We start from the raw sequence: 13,211 nt of genomic DNA on the forward strand, positions 1-13,211 counted from the left end.
CCGGAGGGCATGGGGTCCGGCATGCAATTGAGACAGCCGCGCAAGCCGGTGAGGGCAACCAGAGGGCATTGTACTCAATGTAATCGAGTACGTTCCGGGAGGGATTATGGGCAGCTCATCGAAAAGGGGGTGGAATTCCCCGCGATCTTGGGTAGTGTCCTGCGCACTGGTCTGCCTGTTCGCGGCCGCTGGCATCCTGGGCGGGGCGCAGGCCGGTCTGGCGGCGGGTGACTTTCCCCTGAGGCCGTTGCCCGGGGCCCCTGTCTTCAGCTCGACCCCCGGCCCGTACAAGCTTGCGTATCAGGGCACGGGCACCTTCGACGGGGGGAGCGCCGCGTTGAGCCTGACCCTCGACGGTGCGCCCGTGGGTGCCTACCTGTACCTCGCCGGCACGGACGACAACCGTCCGGGCGGCGATCCGAACGTGCGCGTGGCGATCACGAACGGGAGCGGGACGACCCGCGTCATCAACGTGGTGCCGGTTGTCTACGCCACCCCAACCGTTCCCGCCCAGTACGTCAGCCGGGTCGAGATCACCCGCTACCTCTCCCGGGGGAAGAACACGCTGGCGATCTCGGGGTACGACCTCGAGACCCCGGACGCCGCGTTCGTCTTCGCCGTATTCGACGGCGGCGCCGACGCATCGCTGAAGTACATCCTGGTCCGCGACGGCGCGGACATCGGCTGGTACCCGGAACTGCCGCCGCTCGGGCCTGACAGCGAGGCCGTGAGCTTCCGGTTCGCTCCGGCCGTCACGGGGCGACAGGGGAGCGTGCTGCTGGCAATCACGGACGGCGATTCCGGTCGCGGCGACGAGGTCCTCGGGTTCACCGGGACGGGATTCCCATCCGACCAGCTGACCGACACCGATGCCGACGGGCGCCTCGACATCGTCAACCGCCGGGTGGCGTTGACGGCAGTCGACACCCCGCCGCGGGGGAACGATCCGGCGAACGCCGGGGGGACGCTCGAGGCGAGGCGCGGGGCGTTCAGCCTCGAGGAGGACTGCCTCGGCGAGCCGGTCGCCACCGGCGGGTGCGCGATCGGCCCGAACTTCGGCCTCGTGAGCGGGCGGTACCCGATCCCGCCGGGGCACCGGCACGCGGAATTCCAGATCCAGTCCGAGGACCCGGAAGACGGCGACAGTTTCATGCTGTTCTTCGCCCTCGCCGTGGTGCCGTACAATGAGACGGTCGACCCGCTTCCCGACATCCAGGTGGTCAAGAACGTGACGCCGACGGTGATGCCGGAGCCGGGCGGCCCTGCTGACTTCGAGGTGATCGTCACCATCCCCGTCTGGTCCGAGGAGAGCGTGTGGGTCACCTCGCTCGTCGATGACGTGTTCGGCAACCTCACGGGCAGAGGGACGTGTCTCCTGCCGCGGTCGCTGCCGCGGGGCGGCTCGTACCGCTGCACCTTCACGGCGCCGGTCAGCGGGACCGTGGAGCGGCGCCACCGCGATGTGGTGACCGTCTCCGGCGTGGGGATGATCTCCCGCGCGCCCGTGAGCGCCAGCGACGATGCGATCGTGAACTTCACCCGTGACATGCCCGGCAGGATCATCGTGCAGAAGGTGACGGTGCCCGAGGGGGCGCCGGCGCTGCAGTTCGGCTTCACGGCCAGCTACAACGCGGCCGGGTTCCAGCTGGCCAACGGCCAGAGCAACGACAGCGGGGATCTGGTGGCCGGGACGTACAGCGTCGCCGAGACGATGCCGCTGCCGGCCAACTGGACGCTGGAGTCGGCGGTGTGCGACGACCAGAGCCCGGTGGGTGCGATCTCGCTGCAGGCGGGCGAGACGGTGACGTGCGTCTTCACGAACCGGTACACGCCCACGCCCGGCATCCGCATCGACAAGACGGCCTCGCCCCTCGAGGTCTACCCGGGCGACCCGGTCACGTACACCTACACGGTGACCAACACCGGCAGTGTGGTCCTTGTTGACATCACGGTCACGGACGACCGCATCGCCGGCCAGATTGCGGCGGTTCCCAGGCTCGAGCCAGGAGAGAGCTTCACGGTGACGAGGACCGTTGTGGCACCGGCTTGCGGCCAGGCAGGAACGACATCTACTCCGTGCAGTCAGCTGCCTACGTCACTATTTGGCCCTGTCCCGGAGCCGCATCTCGTGACCTGCTATCTTCGCAACATTGCGACAGTTGAAGCCTACGAGCCAGCGCTGAGGATCATGGCGACGGATTCCGATGACGCCTGTATCAAGATTCTGCCGTTCAGTGCCGTTGGCAACCGCGTCTGGGAGGACCTTGGCAACCTGGGGATCAGAGACGCCGGCGAGCCGGGCATCAGGGGAGTGAGAATATCGCTGCTCAAGGATGGCGTCGTGATAGCGAGAACGGTCACAGACGACCTGGGCCGGTATTCCTTCGAGAACCTCAGGGCCGGTACATACGTTGTCGACCCGGATGACGTTCCGGGATATCGGCTGACGACGGGGAACGACCCGTTGCCGGTGACCCTGCATGTTGGCGAGTACTTTACACTCGCCAATTTCGGCTTCCAGTTGTTGCCCTGACTGGATAGCGGCAACCTGCGCTGCACGGGCCCGGGGGCGGTTAGCCTCCGGGCCCGATGTTCTGCTCCTTAAGTCGTACGGCTGGCGCGCATACACAGAAGCCAGGAGGCGAATCCCACCCTATCCTACCGCTCGCTCAACCGGAACGGGTTGTAGCTGATTCCGACGTCGAAAGTGTCGATTCCCTCCGTCGCCTTGAGCCGGTTCACGGCGAGGTACGTTAGCGGGGTGGCAGCGGCCTCGAAGCCGACCTTGAAGACGTAGTTCGAGACGGCGACCGACCAGAGCAGCGGCCCGGGCAGGACGCCCGCGAACGCCACGAGAACGAAGATCGCGGTGTCGAGCCCCTCGCCCACCAGCGTCGAGCCGATCGTGCGGGTGAAGAGCCAGCGCCCCCCGGTGAGCACCTTCATCCGGGAGAGCACCCAGGAGTTGGAGAATTCACCGGCGAAGTAGGCGAGCAGACTCGCGAGAACGATGCGGGGCGTCTGGCCGAGGATCGCGACATACGCGTCCTGGTTCGGCCAGTCGGCCGCCGGCGGGAGCGCGCCGACGAGCGCGAGCGTCGCCGCCATGAGGCCGGTGGCCGCGAAACCCGCCCAGATCACCCGCCGCGAGCGGCGGTAGCCGTAGACCTCCGTCAGGATGTCCCCGAAGATGTAGCTGGCCGGAAAGAGGATCGTCCCGCCGTCGAACGTGAACGGCCCCAGCACGAGGATCTTCGTCGAGGCGACGTTCGAGATGAGCAGCACGGCCACGAAGGCGGCCAGGACGAGGTCGTAGGCCCTGCCGGCGGGCGCCCCGCATGCCCCGCCGCGATCGCGCACGGTTTCCATAGGCCGCGGATTATGCCACAGGCCGGCCGGCCCCGACGGTTGACAGTGCCGCGAGCGCGCCCCTACAATCCCGCTCCATGGCCGAGCTGCCGATCGTCAAGAAGCTCGAGGAGGAGGTCGCCGCCCTCGACCGGGAGTGCCGCATCACGCTGCCGCGCCTGATCCGCGAGGCGGCGGCGCAGGGCGACATCTCGGACAACGCGGAGTACCGCGCGGCCAAGCAGCGCCAGGAGTTCGTCCAGGCGCGCATCGGCCACCTCAAGCAGCGACTGGCGAGCCTGGCGCTCATCAACCCGGCGAGCATACCGCGCGACCGGGTGGGCTTCGGCACCACGGTGACGCTCGAGGACGCCGACAGCGGCGAGGAGAAGGTCTACCGCATCGTGCACCCCGAGGAGGTCGACGCCGGCCAGGGGATGATCTCGCTGCTCTCGCCGGTCGGGCAGGCGCTGCGCGGCAAGCAGGAGAACGACGAGGTCGTCATCCGCACGCCGACCGCCACGCGCACCTACCTCGTCACCCGCCTCCGCACCCTCCACGACGCCGACGACTAGCAGGCCGCCGCGCCCGGCAGGGGCGTGACCGCGGTCACAGCCTGCGGCCTTGCGCCGGGGCTACCTTCGCAGGCGACAATCACCGTACGGGAGGGGTGTCGCATGCGCGCTGTGGTCGGATGCCTGGCTCTCTTCGCTGTCATGGCGGTCAGTCTCCCGCCGGCCCCGGCGGCCGCCGGTTCCGTCGCGCAGGTCTACTACGTGCCGCTGCCGGAGGACCAGATCCACGTCGCGCTCACGGGCATCTTCCCCGGTCCCGCGGCCTGTGGTGCCAGCCAGGGCCTGGGGGTCGGCGACGCCATCGTGACGTATCTCTCCCTGACGCCGGTGGCCGAGGGGACGGTCATCACCTACGACCACTGGGAGGACGGGTACGAGGCCGACATCGCCCGCCCGTCGCAGGCGAGCACGGAGGTCTGGGGCGACGGCGACCCGGCAAACGGGTCCGCGCCCGGCTTCCCCGACGACCGGATCGGCGCCGGCGGCGTCATCGTGCTGCACAACGAAGTCCCCGCTGCCGGCCGCGGCGCGATCCTCGACTACGACGGCGGCGACAAGCTGGCGGCGAGCCTGCCGATCGCCGTGACGCGCGCGGCGTGGGGGACGGGGACCGGCACCCAGCTGGCGGGCGCGCTGGAGATGCGCGAGCTCAGGCAGTGGGGGCGCCTCTTCCGGGCGCCCGTCGGGCAGGACGTCCCCGGGACGCAGATGTTCCAGCTCACGTCGCTGCTCGTCATGGCCTCGCGCAACGGCACGAGCGTTGCCATCGACGCGAACGCGGACGGGACGCCGGAGACCTTCGCGACCCTCGACGAGGGCCAGAGCTACCAGGTGCCTCGCGGTGTGCTCGCGGGCGCCTCGGTCGCGGCGTCGGCGCCAGTCCAGGCCGCCCTGATCACGGGTGACGTCTGCGCCACCTACCAGTCGCGTTGGTTCTCCCTCGAGCCGGAGGGGCATTGGGGCCCGAGCGCCTGGGCGCCGGTGGGCACGGGCGCCGGTCATCCGACCGCCGTCTACGTCTTCAACCCTGGCCACGCCCCCGTTGCCGTGGTCCGCGAGACGCTCGCCGGGCGCGACGCGGGCGTCGTGGTCGCCCCCCGGTCGGTGCGTGCCTTCGCGGTGCCCGAGGCGTCCGGCGCCCGCTTCGCGTCGGCCGGCGGCGAGCCGATCCTTGCGGTCGGGACCGTCGACGCCGGCGGCAGCGCGTACGAGTGGAGCTTCTCCCTCATCCAGGAGTCGCTCCTCACCCCGCAGGCCCTCGTCGGCTGGGGGGCCGGGCGCGACCCGCTCAGCGACGTCAAGCCCGACGAGAACGGCAGCCCGGTCTGGGTGACGCCCGTCCTTCCCGGAGGGCGCCGCGGCAACGTGTTGGTCTGCGTCGACTACAACGGCGACAATGTCGGCGATCTCGGCGGCGCGGGCTGCCGCTACGACCGGCAGCTCGATCTGCGGACGTTCGAGAGCTTCCGGGTCTACGATCCCGACGGCGACCAGACGGGGATGATCCTCTACGTCTGCGACGACAGCGGCGCGCGCCTCGCCGTCGCCTGGGGACAGGACCCATCGGCGGCTTCCACGCCGCAGCCCGGGCTCGACCTCGGCACCACCGTCCCCCCGCTCCCGGCGATGGCGGCGCTGAAGGAGGTCGAACTGGCGCTGGATGCCGACGGCGACGGGTTGCCTGGTGCCGGCGACACCCTGCGCTACACTATCCGCGTCCGCAATGTCAGCCGCAGGCCGGTCACGAATCTCGTGGTCAGCGACGAGCTGCCCCTGCACACGAACTACGTCGACGGCAGCACGACGGTCGACGCCGGCGGCGGCCCGGTCGCGCTTCCGGACGCGGGGCTCACGCCGTTCCCGCTCGACGAGGGCGGGGCGAGCCTCGGGACCCTTGACGTGGGGGGCGCTGTCGCCGTCGTCTTCCTCGCGGTGATCGACGACCCTCTCCCCGCGGACGTGCGCACGGTTCTCAACGTGGCGGTCGCGCGCAGCGACCTGGACGAGATCGAGGCGCAGGTGGAACTGCCGCTCGCACCCTGGCGGCCGCGCCCGTCCCTCGCGCTTGCCAAGACCGCCGTCGTCGAGACCGTCGGCTCCGCCGGCACCGGCACCATCGGCTACTGGAAGAACCACCCGGAGGCCTGGCCCGTCGAGGCGATCACGGCGGGCGGGCGTTCCTACCCGCGCGACGAGGCGATCCGGCTCATGTCGAGGCCCGGGGGTGGCGACAAGACCTACGATCTGTTCCGCCAGTTCGTGGCGGCGACGCTCAATGGGTTCGTCGGCAACGACACCTCGTGCATCACGGCCGTGCTCGCGGCGGCAGACCGCTGGCTCGCCGCGCATCCGCCCGGGAGCGGCGTGCGGGCGGACGATGCGGCCTGGACGGGGGCCGGGGCGGCGCTGCACGCGACGTTGGACGCCTACAACAACGGACTGCTCTGCGCCCCGCACCGGGACGCCGCGGGCGCGGGCGGGCTGCGGCGGGACGTGGTCTTCACCGTCACCGTGACCAACGACGGCAACGTCGACCTGGACGGCGTCGCCGTGCAGGACGCGGCGATGCCCGCCTGCAGTGCCCTGGTCGGCACGCTGCCGGCATTCGGCGGGAGCGCGATCACCACGTGCCGCGCCGAGGGGGTCGTGGCGGATCTGACCAACGTCGCCCTCGCCGTCGGCACCGCGCCGGACGGCAGCCGCGTCTCGGCCCGGGCGGAGGTCTTCGTGGACCTGCCGGATGGCGCTCCCACCCCCACGCGCGGCGTTCGGACGCTGGCCTTCTGGCGACGGTACCCGGAGCGCTGGCCGGTTCTGAAGGTGGCCCTTGGCGCCGGCGCCATCACCCGCGAGGGGGTCCTCCGCACGCTTGCGGGGTGCGCCCCGGGGGACGTGTCGTGCGCTCTCTACGGCCAACTCGCCGCGGCGCGCCTGAACCTGCTGGCGGGGGCGGCGGCCTCCTGCATCACACGGCCGGTTGCCGCGGCGGACGCCTGGCTCGCGGCGCATCCGCCGGGTGGCGGTACCCGCGCGTCGAGCGTCGCCTGGCGTACCGGCGGGAGGCGGCAGTACGATCTGCTGCGCCGCTACAACGAGGGCGGGCTCTGCGCGCCGCCGGCGTCCCCCTGATCCCGCGGGGTACCCGGGCGTAATGGAGCGTTCGGGCGCATCCCGACGAGGTGGCGGCGAGCGGGTGCAGCGGGGAGGTCGCGGATTCGTGACGCCGCGACCACCGTCGCTTCGATCGGCCGCCAAAGACCCTCTTTCCGCGCACCACCTTCCCGTCGCAGCAGTGTTGCTGTGGTCGGATGTACGTGCTTGGGTGCCCGAGTCGGCAGGAGCGTCCTGGTGCGTCCCTGCGAGGCAGCGACAAGCCCGCGCGGAGGCGGGCTGGTGCCCGCCGCACAAGCGAGGCGAGGAGCAACGCGGCAGGGGCGCGGCAGGGCCTCCTGCCGCCCCGGGCTACGAGAACAAGGGCGAGAAGACGAGGAAGAGGCTGAGGAGAACGAGGAGCGCCACGCACGCGATCCCGGCGACGTTGGCCCACCGGCCATTGGCGTACGTGCCCATCAGGTCCCGGTCGTTCACGAGCACGAGCATGAAGATGAGGATGAACGGCAGCACGAGCCCGTTGAGCACCTGCGAGAGGAACATGATCTTGATCAGCGGCATCCCGGGGAGCAGGATCGCGCCGGCGGCAAAGAGGATGATCAGCGAGTAGAGGCCGTAGAACTGCGGCGCCTCGGCGAACTTCCTGTCGACGCCGACCTCCCAGCCCATCCCCTCGCAGACCGTGTACGCCGTCGACAGCGGCAGGATCGAGGCCGCGAAGAGGCTCGCGTTGAGCAGGCCGAGGGCGAAGAGGTAGGCGTTGTACTTCCCCGCGATCGGCGCCAGCGCGAGCGCCGCGTCCTTGGCCGTCTCGATGCGGACGTTGCCGCGGTAGAGCGTCTCGGCGCAGGTGACGATGATGAAGAAGGCGACGACGGTGACCATCACCGACCCGAGGATCACGTCCCAGCGCGAGTAGCGGTACTCCTCGATCCGCACGCCCTTTTCCACGATCGACGCCTGCTGGTAGAACTGCATCCAGGGGGCGATCGTCGTGCCGACCAGGGCCGTGAGCATGACGAGGTACTCGGTGGAGAGCGTCCCCTGCGGCCGCACGACCTCGCGCAGCAGGCTCGGCCAGTGCGGCGCGACCTTGACCCCGGCGACGATGTAGGCGATGTAGAAGACGCAGGCGCCGAGGAAGATCTTCTCGACGCGGCTGTACGTCCCCTTGACGACGACCCACCAGACGAAGAAGGCCGCGATGGGCACCGCGAGCGCGCGGCCGATGCCGAAGATCTCCATCGCGGAGGCGATCCCGGCGAACTCCGCGACCGCGTTGCCGAAGTTGGTCACCACGAGACAGAGCATGAGGTAGAACGTGACCCGCACGCCGAAGCGCTCGCGGATCAGGTCGGCGAGCCCCTGGCCGGTGACCACGCCGAGCCGCGAGGTCATCTCCTGCACCAGGACGAGCGCGATGGCGATCGGCACCAGCGACCAGAGCAGTGTCTGCCCGAAGTGCGCGCCCGCGAGCGAATACGTCGTGATGCCGCCGGCGTCGTTGTCGACGTTGGCCGTGATGATCCCCGGGCCGACCACCGAGAGGAAGATGAGCAGCCCCTTCCAGCGGGCCTGCAGCCAGGAGCGCGCGGCCGCCGGCCGGGGGAGGACGGTTCGCGGCGCGCTCACCGGGCCAGCTCCGGCGCCACGTCCTCGAGGACGTCGTCGACGGTGATGATGCCCTTCATGACGCCCTCGCCGTCGACGACGGGCAGGGCGCGGAAGCGGTACTTCGCGAACAGTTCGGCCGCCTCGCCCTTGTGCTCGTCCACCGTCACCGAGACGACGCGCGTGCTCATCAGCTCGTCGAGGCGCCGCTCCGGGCTGGCGACGATGAGGCCGCGCAGCGTGACGACCCCCACCAGGTGGCCGAGCTCGTCGAGGACGTAGAGGTAGTAGATGCTCTCGGCGTCGCGCGCCTCCTGGCGCAGCACGGCGATCGTCTGGTCGACCGTGTAGCCCGTCTTGAGCGCGATGAAGTCCGTGGTCATGAGCGAGCCGGCGGTGTCCTCCTCGTGCGCCAGCAGCTCGCGCACCTCAACCGAGCGCTCGGCCTCCATGCCCTCGAGGATGGTCTCGGCCTTCTCCTCCTCCAGCTCGCTGAGCAGGTCCGCGGCCTCGTCGGCGGCCATCTCCTCGACGACGCGCGTCGCGCGCTCCTCGCCCATCCCCTCGATGAGGTCGACCTGCGTCTCGGTGTCCATCTGCTCGAGGGCGTCGGCGGCGACCTCGGGGCCGAGGGCCTCGAGGACGGCCTGCTGCTTGTGCATGTCGAGGTCCTCGAGGATCTCGGCCAGCTCCGCCGGGTGCAACCCGGCCAGCGGCTGGCGCTTCTCGGAGAGGCGCAGCACCTGTCGGGCGCCGTCGCGGTGGAAGTGCCCGAGCGGCTGCACGTACTTCCAGGCGATGAGGTGCTCCTGCAGGCGGTAGTCGAAGAGCGCGCCCGCCAGCGCGTTCACCGCGGGGAGCCACCCGAGACGCCGGAAGAGGCCGCTGGCACCGACGTCGACGTGGATCAGCCGCAGGTCGTTGTCCATGCGCAGCAGGTGCAGGTCGTTGACGCGCACGACGCGCGCCCCGAAGGTGTCGATGATCTGGCGGTCGAGGACGTGCCGGCGCGCGTGCAGGGCGCCCTCGGGAGGTGCCGCGCCGGAGGCGGCCGCGCCGGCCGCGACGACGATCTCGCCCTTGAGGGAGGTGACGCTCCACCAGGGCACGTAAAACGGCGGCCTGCGGCCGCGGCGCACCATCATCCCGACCACCGGGGGGTAGAGCTCCTCGGCGTTCGCGATCAGGTCGACGGGCCGGCCGAGCACCTGGCCGTCGCCGGCGTCCCGCACCCGCATCGCGAACAGCTCGGTGAGATAGACGAACACTTCTCGCGCCTCCCGTTTCGCGCCGATTATGGCCAACCGCCGGGCGAACGCAAGGCAATTCGACCGCGGCGCACCGCCCCGAACGCGAGACGCACGCCGCCGGGCCGCGGCCCGCTTGCGCGCGGGGGTGCCGGCGCGCGAGAATGTCGCGGGCGGATGGCCGCGGCCATCCTTCACGAGGAGGAGACACATGCCACTGACGCGGCTGACATCGGGGCAGGGCAGAACTTTCGCGACATCGGTCATCGCGGCGGCGCTCGCGTCTCTGGCGCTTCTCGCGGTCGCCGCGCCGGCCGGTGCAGCGGACCTGGGCCTGCGACTCGGCTACTACGCGGGAAAGGATGCCGACGAGCCGGTCCCCGTGATCGGCGCCTACGGCCGCGTGGACGTCCCCGGGCCGGTCAACCTCGAACTCTCGGCGGACTACCGGAGCGAGTCGTTGCTCGACGGCGCGCTGGAGGCGAAGGTGGTGCCGGTGCGGGCCTCCGCGGTCCTGAACCCGTTCCCCGTCGTCGGTCCCTACCTGCTGGCGGGCGTCGGCGCGGACTTCACGTCGATCAGCTTCCACCAGAGGCTGGCGGCGCAAGGCGACGAGTCGGCCCTGGCGCTCGAGCTGCACGCTGGCGGCGGTCTCGAGTTGAGCCTCGGCCTGGTGAGCGTCGCCGCCGAGCTGCGCTACTGCGCGGTGGAGCGCGTCTCGAACGACCCGGTCGAGGCCGCCCTCGGGCACGCCTACGACCCGAGCGGCTGGTACGCCTCCCTTTCCGCCGCCATATCATTCTAGCGCCGGGCTTCCGGAGGCCCTTTTCCGCCCTGGCGGCGTCGGCCGCTCGCTCCGCTCGTGCGGCGACCACCAGGTCGCCTCCTCGCGAGCTTGCGGCCTTCCTTGCCAGGACGAAAAATGGCGCTCCGGCAGCGCCGGCGCAGCCAGGGCTCTTCCAGGATGGAGATCTTGTCCAAGCTGCACGGCCGGGCGCCGAGAAGGGTCCAGATGCAAGGCGCGCGACGAACCGGCGACTGAGGTGGCCTTGTGGCCACCGCAGGGAGGCGGGAGGCGCGCAACGCCGCAGATGGGCCCTTATCGGCGCCCGGCTACGGAGGGCACTGCGCGCAGATCGACGTGAAGAGGTTCGTCGACAGGTAGCGGTCGCCGCGGTCGGGGATCAGCACGACCACGGTGCCGGCCGTCATGTCGCGGGCGACCTCGAGCGCGCCGACGACCGCCGCCCCGCTGGACATGCCGACGAAGAGCCCCTCTTCCTGCGCGAGCCGGCGCGTCATCGCGAACGCGTCCTCGTCGCGCACCGTGAGCTTGCGGTCGAGTTCCCCGGGCCGGTAGATCGCCGGCACGATCGACTCCTCCATGTTCTTGAGTCCCTGGATCTTGTGCCCGACGGTCGGCTCGATGGCGACGATCTGCGTCGCGGGCCGGTGCTCCTTGAGACGCCGGCCGACGCCCATCACGGTGCCCGTCGTCCCGAGCCCCGCGACGAAGGCGTCCACCTCGCCGCGCGCCTGTTCCCAGATCTCGCGCCCGGTGTGGCGGTAGTGCGCGAGGATGTTCGCCGGGTTCTTGAACTGGTCGGGGAGGAAGTAGGTCTCGGGGTCCGCCTCGTAGATGCGCTCGGCCATCCGGATCGCGCCGTCCGTGCCGAGGCAGCCCTCGGTGAGAACCAGCTCGGCGCCGAAGGCCTCGAGGGTGCGCCGCCGCTCCAGGCTCACGCACTCGGGCATCGTCAGCTTGACCGGCACGCCGAGCGCGGCCCCGACCATCGCGAGCCCGATGCCGGTGTTGCCGGATGTCGCCTCCAGGATCGTCTTGCCGGGTCGCAGCGCCCCGCGCTCGAGCCCGTCCCGCACCATCTCCAGCGCGATGCGGTCCTTGACCGAGCCGCCGGGGTTGGCGCCCTCGAGCTTGGCGAGCAGGCGCACCCGGGAGCCGGCGTTGACGCGGGTCAGCTCGACGAGGGGGGTGTTGCCGATGGAATCGAGAACGCTCACGGTCCCTCCGGGGTCAGGCCGCGTCGCGCCTTGCCAAGGCGGCGGCGGCACACCTATAATCCGTGAAAACCGGCGCCGGGACGGCGGTCCCGGACGAAAGGAGCGGCAAGGCATGCGTAGACGGAGGCTCGACCAGCGCGGTGCGGGAGGCATCGGCTGCCTGTTCATCATCGCGGTGGCGGCCGCCGGGATCTACGCCGGCCTCGAGCTCGGCCTGCCGGAGCTGCGCAATCGTTCCTTCGAGGACCGGCTGAACGAGTCCTACTCCTTCTTCGCGCGCCAGTCCGACAAGTACATCCGCGAGCGCATCATCCAGATCGCCTCGGAGTTCCATATCGACCTCAAGCCCGAGCAGGTGAACGTCGTGATCGAGGGCGACCACCTGACCATCGACATCGACTATCAGAAGATCGCCGACCTCAAGTTCGAGCAGAAGGTCCTCGCCTACCACATCCACCGCTCCGGCCCCTACTAGGACGTCGATAAGGGCCCGCCTGCGGCGTCGGTCTTCGCCCTTCGTCACTGCGGCGTACTGCTCGTACGCCTCATTCCTCAGGGCTCGTCCTCCTTGCATCCGGACCCTTCTCGACGCCCTAGTGTGCTTCGTCCCAGGGCTCAGAGCCCCATGTCCACGTCGGCGGGCTTCCAGGTCAGCACGACCGTGCGCTGCCTGCCCTTGCCGAGCTTCACGCCCTTGGCCGTCCGGGTCGCCCCGTCCTGCACCGCGGTGATGTCGTAGGTGCCGGGGGGCACGTCCACGACCAGCCACGGGCCGTGCTCCGCGCGGCCGCGGAAGACGGTCTTGCCGCCCGTGGCGATCGTCACGTCGGCGTTGCAGAGCAGGTTGCCGGCGTCCGTCCGGAAGACGACCTTCAACGGGTAGAGCTGCGGGACCTGCTTGCGCTCCTCGACGCCGACACCGGCGCTGTAGTAACGGACGGACTCGTACTGCTGGACGGGAACGGGAAGCTCCGCGGCCGCGGCGGCGGCCACCGCGGGCACGCCGGCGACCAGCGCGACGAGCGCTGCACCCAGGCTCCTCTTCATGGCTGACGGCCCCCTTTCGCTGCAGTTGCGCACTCCGGTCCGCCGAATATACCCGAGGAGGCCGCTATTCTCAATGAACGCGCTCGAAGAGCGCCACCGTCTCGACGTGCGCCGTCTGCGGGAACAGGTCCAGGGCGCGCGCGGCCGCGAGACGGTGGCCGCCCGCGGCGAGCACGGCCGCGTCGCGGGCGAGCGTCGCCGGGTCGCAGGAGACGACGACGACGCGGGCGGGGCCGAGGGCCGCGAGCGC

Annotated in this window: 11 protein-coding genes; 5 read left to right on the forward strand and 6 right to left on the reverse strand. The window is 70.5% G+C overall.

Annotation, left to right across the window (positions count from 1 at the left end; all coding sequences use genetic code 11):
* The first annotated feature begins 337 nt into the window (after positions 1 to 337).
* Entirely contained in the window at positions 338 to 2,533 is a 2,196-nt protein-coding gene (locus VI078_10210; protein ID HEY5999657.1) for an SdrD B-like domain-containing protein, read from the forward strand.
* A gap of 125 nt (positions 2,534 to 2,658) precedes the next feature.
* Here the strand turns inward: VI078_10210 and VI078_10215 are convergent, their stop codons facing one another.
* Complete coding sequence (locus VI078_10215) at positions 2,659 to 3,369, reverse strand: queuosine precursor transporter (protein HEY5999658.1); 711 nt, start codon at positions 3,367 to 3,369, stop codon at positions 2,659 to 2,661.
* Positions 3,370 to 3,446: 77 nt separating this feature from the next.
* Between VI078_10215 and greA the strand changes: the two genes are divergently transcribed.
* Together greA and VI078_10225 are read left to right on the forward strand one after the other, a co-directional pair.
* The gene (gene greA, locus VI078_10220; GenBank protein HEY5999659.1) at positions 3,447 to 3,923 is read left to right on the forward strand and encodes a transcription elongation factor GreA; all 477 of its coding nucleotides are present in this window, start codon (positions 3,447 to 3,449) and stop codon (positions 3,921 to 3,923) included.
* A 102-nt stretch (positions 3,924 to 4,025) separates the two neighbouring features.
* Entirely contained in the window at positions 4,026 to 7,052 is a 3,027-nt protein-coding gene (locus tag VI078_10225) for a hypothetical protein (GenBank protein HEY5999660.1), read from the forward strand.
* Positions 7,053 to 7,385: 333 nt separating this feature from the next.
* Here VI078_10225 and VI078_10230 read toward each other — a convergent pair whose 3' ends face one another.
* On the reverse strand, positions 7,386 to 8,666 hold the full coding sequence (locus VI078_10230; protein HEY5999661.1) for a divalent metal cation transporter: 1,281 nt from the start codon (positions 8,664 to 8,666) through the stop codon (positions 7,386 to 7,388).
* On the reverse strand, positions 8,663 to 9,913 hold the full coding sequence (locus VI078_10235) for a CBS domain-containing protein (GenBank protein ID HEY5999662.1): 1,251 nt from the start codon (positions 9,911 to 9,913) through the stop codon (positions 8,663 to 8,665). Before VI078_10235 ends, VI078_10230 begins: the two co-directional genes overlap by 4 nt.
* A 190-nt stretch (positions 9,914 to 10,103) precedes the next feature.
* Here VI078_10235 and VI078_10240 point away from each other — a divergent pair, with 190 nt between their 5' ends.
* The gene (locus tag VI078_10240; GenBank protein ID HEY5999663.1) at positions 10,104 to 10,697 is read left to right on the forward strand and encodes a hypothetical protein; all 594 of its coding nucleotides are present in this window, start codon (positions 10,104 to 10,106) and stop codon (positions 10,695 to 10,697) included.
* A 308-nt stretch (positions 10,698 to 11,005) separates the two neighbouring features.
* Here VI078_10240 and VI078_10245 read toward each other — a convergent pair whose 3' ends face one another.
* The gene (locus VI078_10245) at positions 11,006 to 11,914 is read right to left on the reverse strand and encodes a cysteine synthase family protein (GenBank protein ID HEY5999664.1); all 909 of its coding nucleotides are present in this window, start codon (positions 11,912 to 11,914) and stop codon (positions 11,006 to 11,008) included.
* A 112-nt stretch (positions 11,915 to 12,026) separates the two neighbouring features.
* On the opposite strand from VI078_10245, the gene VI078_10250 reads away from it, so the two are divergent.
* Positions 12,027 to 12,389 carry a hypothetical protein gene (locus tag VI078_10250; protein ID HEY5999665.1) on the forward strand — a complete coding sequence of 121 codons (363 nt, stop codon included), beginning with the start codon at positions 12,027 to 12,029 and terminating at the stop codon, positions 12,387 to 12,389.
* Between the two features lie 140 nt (positions 12,390 to 12,529).
* Here VI078_10250 and VI078_10255 read toward each other — a convergent pair whose 3' ends face one another.
* Positions 12,530 to 12,961, reverse strand: coding sequence for a hypothetical protein (locus VI078_10255; GenBank protein HEY5999666.1), 432 nt, complete (start codon positions 12,959 to 12,961; stop codon positions 12,530 to 12,532).
* A 70-nt stretch (positions 12,962 to 13,031) separates the two neighbouring features.
* The coding region (locus tag VI078_10260) for a hypothetical protein (GenBank protein HEY5999667.1) at positions 13,032 to 13,211 on the reverse strand (180 nt) is incomplete at its 5' end.

It is taken from the genome of bacterium, assembly GCA_036524115.1.
GTDB lineage: Bacteria > JAUVQV01 > JAUVQV01 > JAUVQV01 > DATDCY01 > DATDCY01.

Excerpts from the sequence above, each read along its gene's own strand:
- VI078_10250 (HEY5999665.1), top strand. The coding sequence starts at position 12,027 with ATGCGTAGACGGAGGCTCGACCAGCGCGGTGCGGGAGGCATCGGCTGC.
- greA (HEY5999659.1), top strand. The coding sequence starts at position 3,447 with ATGGCCGAGCTGCCGATCGTCAAGAAGCTCGAGGAGGAGGTCGCCGCC.
- VI078_10225 (HEY5999660.1), top strand. The coding sequence starts at position 4,026 with ATGCGCGCTGTGGTCGGATGCCTGGCTCTCTTCGCTGTCATGGCGGTC.
- VI078_10240 (HEY5999663.1), top strand. The coding sequence starts at position 10,104 with ATGCCACTGACGCGGCTGACATCGGGGCAGGGCAGAACTTTCGCGACA.
- VI078_10215 (HEY5999658.1), bottom strand. The coding sequence starts at position 3,369 with ATGGAAACCGTGCGCGATCGCGGCGGGGCATGCGGGGCGCCCGCCGGC.
- VI078_10255 (HEY5999666.1), bottom strand. The coding sequence starts at position 12,961 with ATGAAGAGGAGCCTGGGTGCAGCGCTCGTCGCGCTGGTCGCCGGCGTG.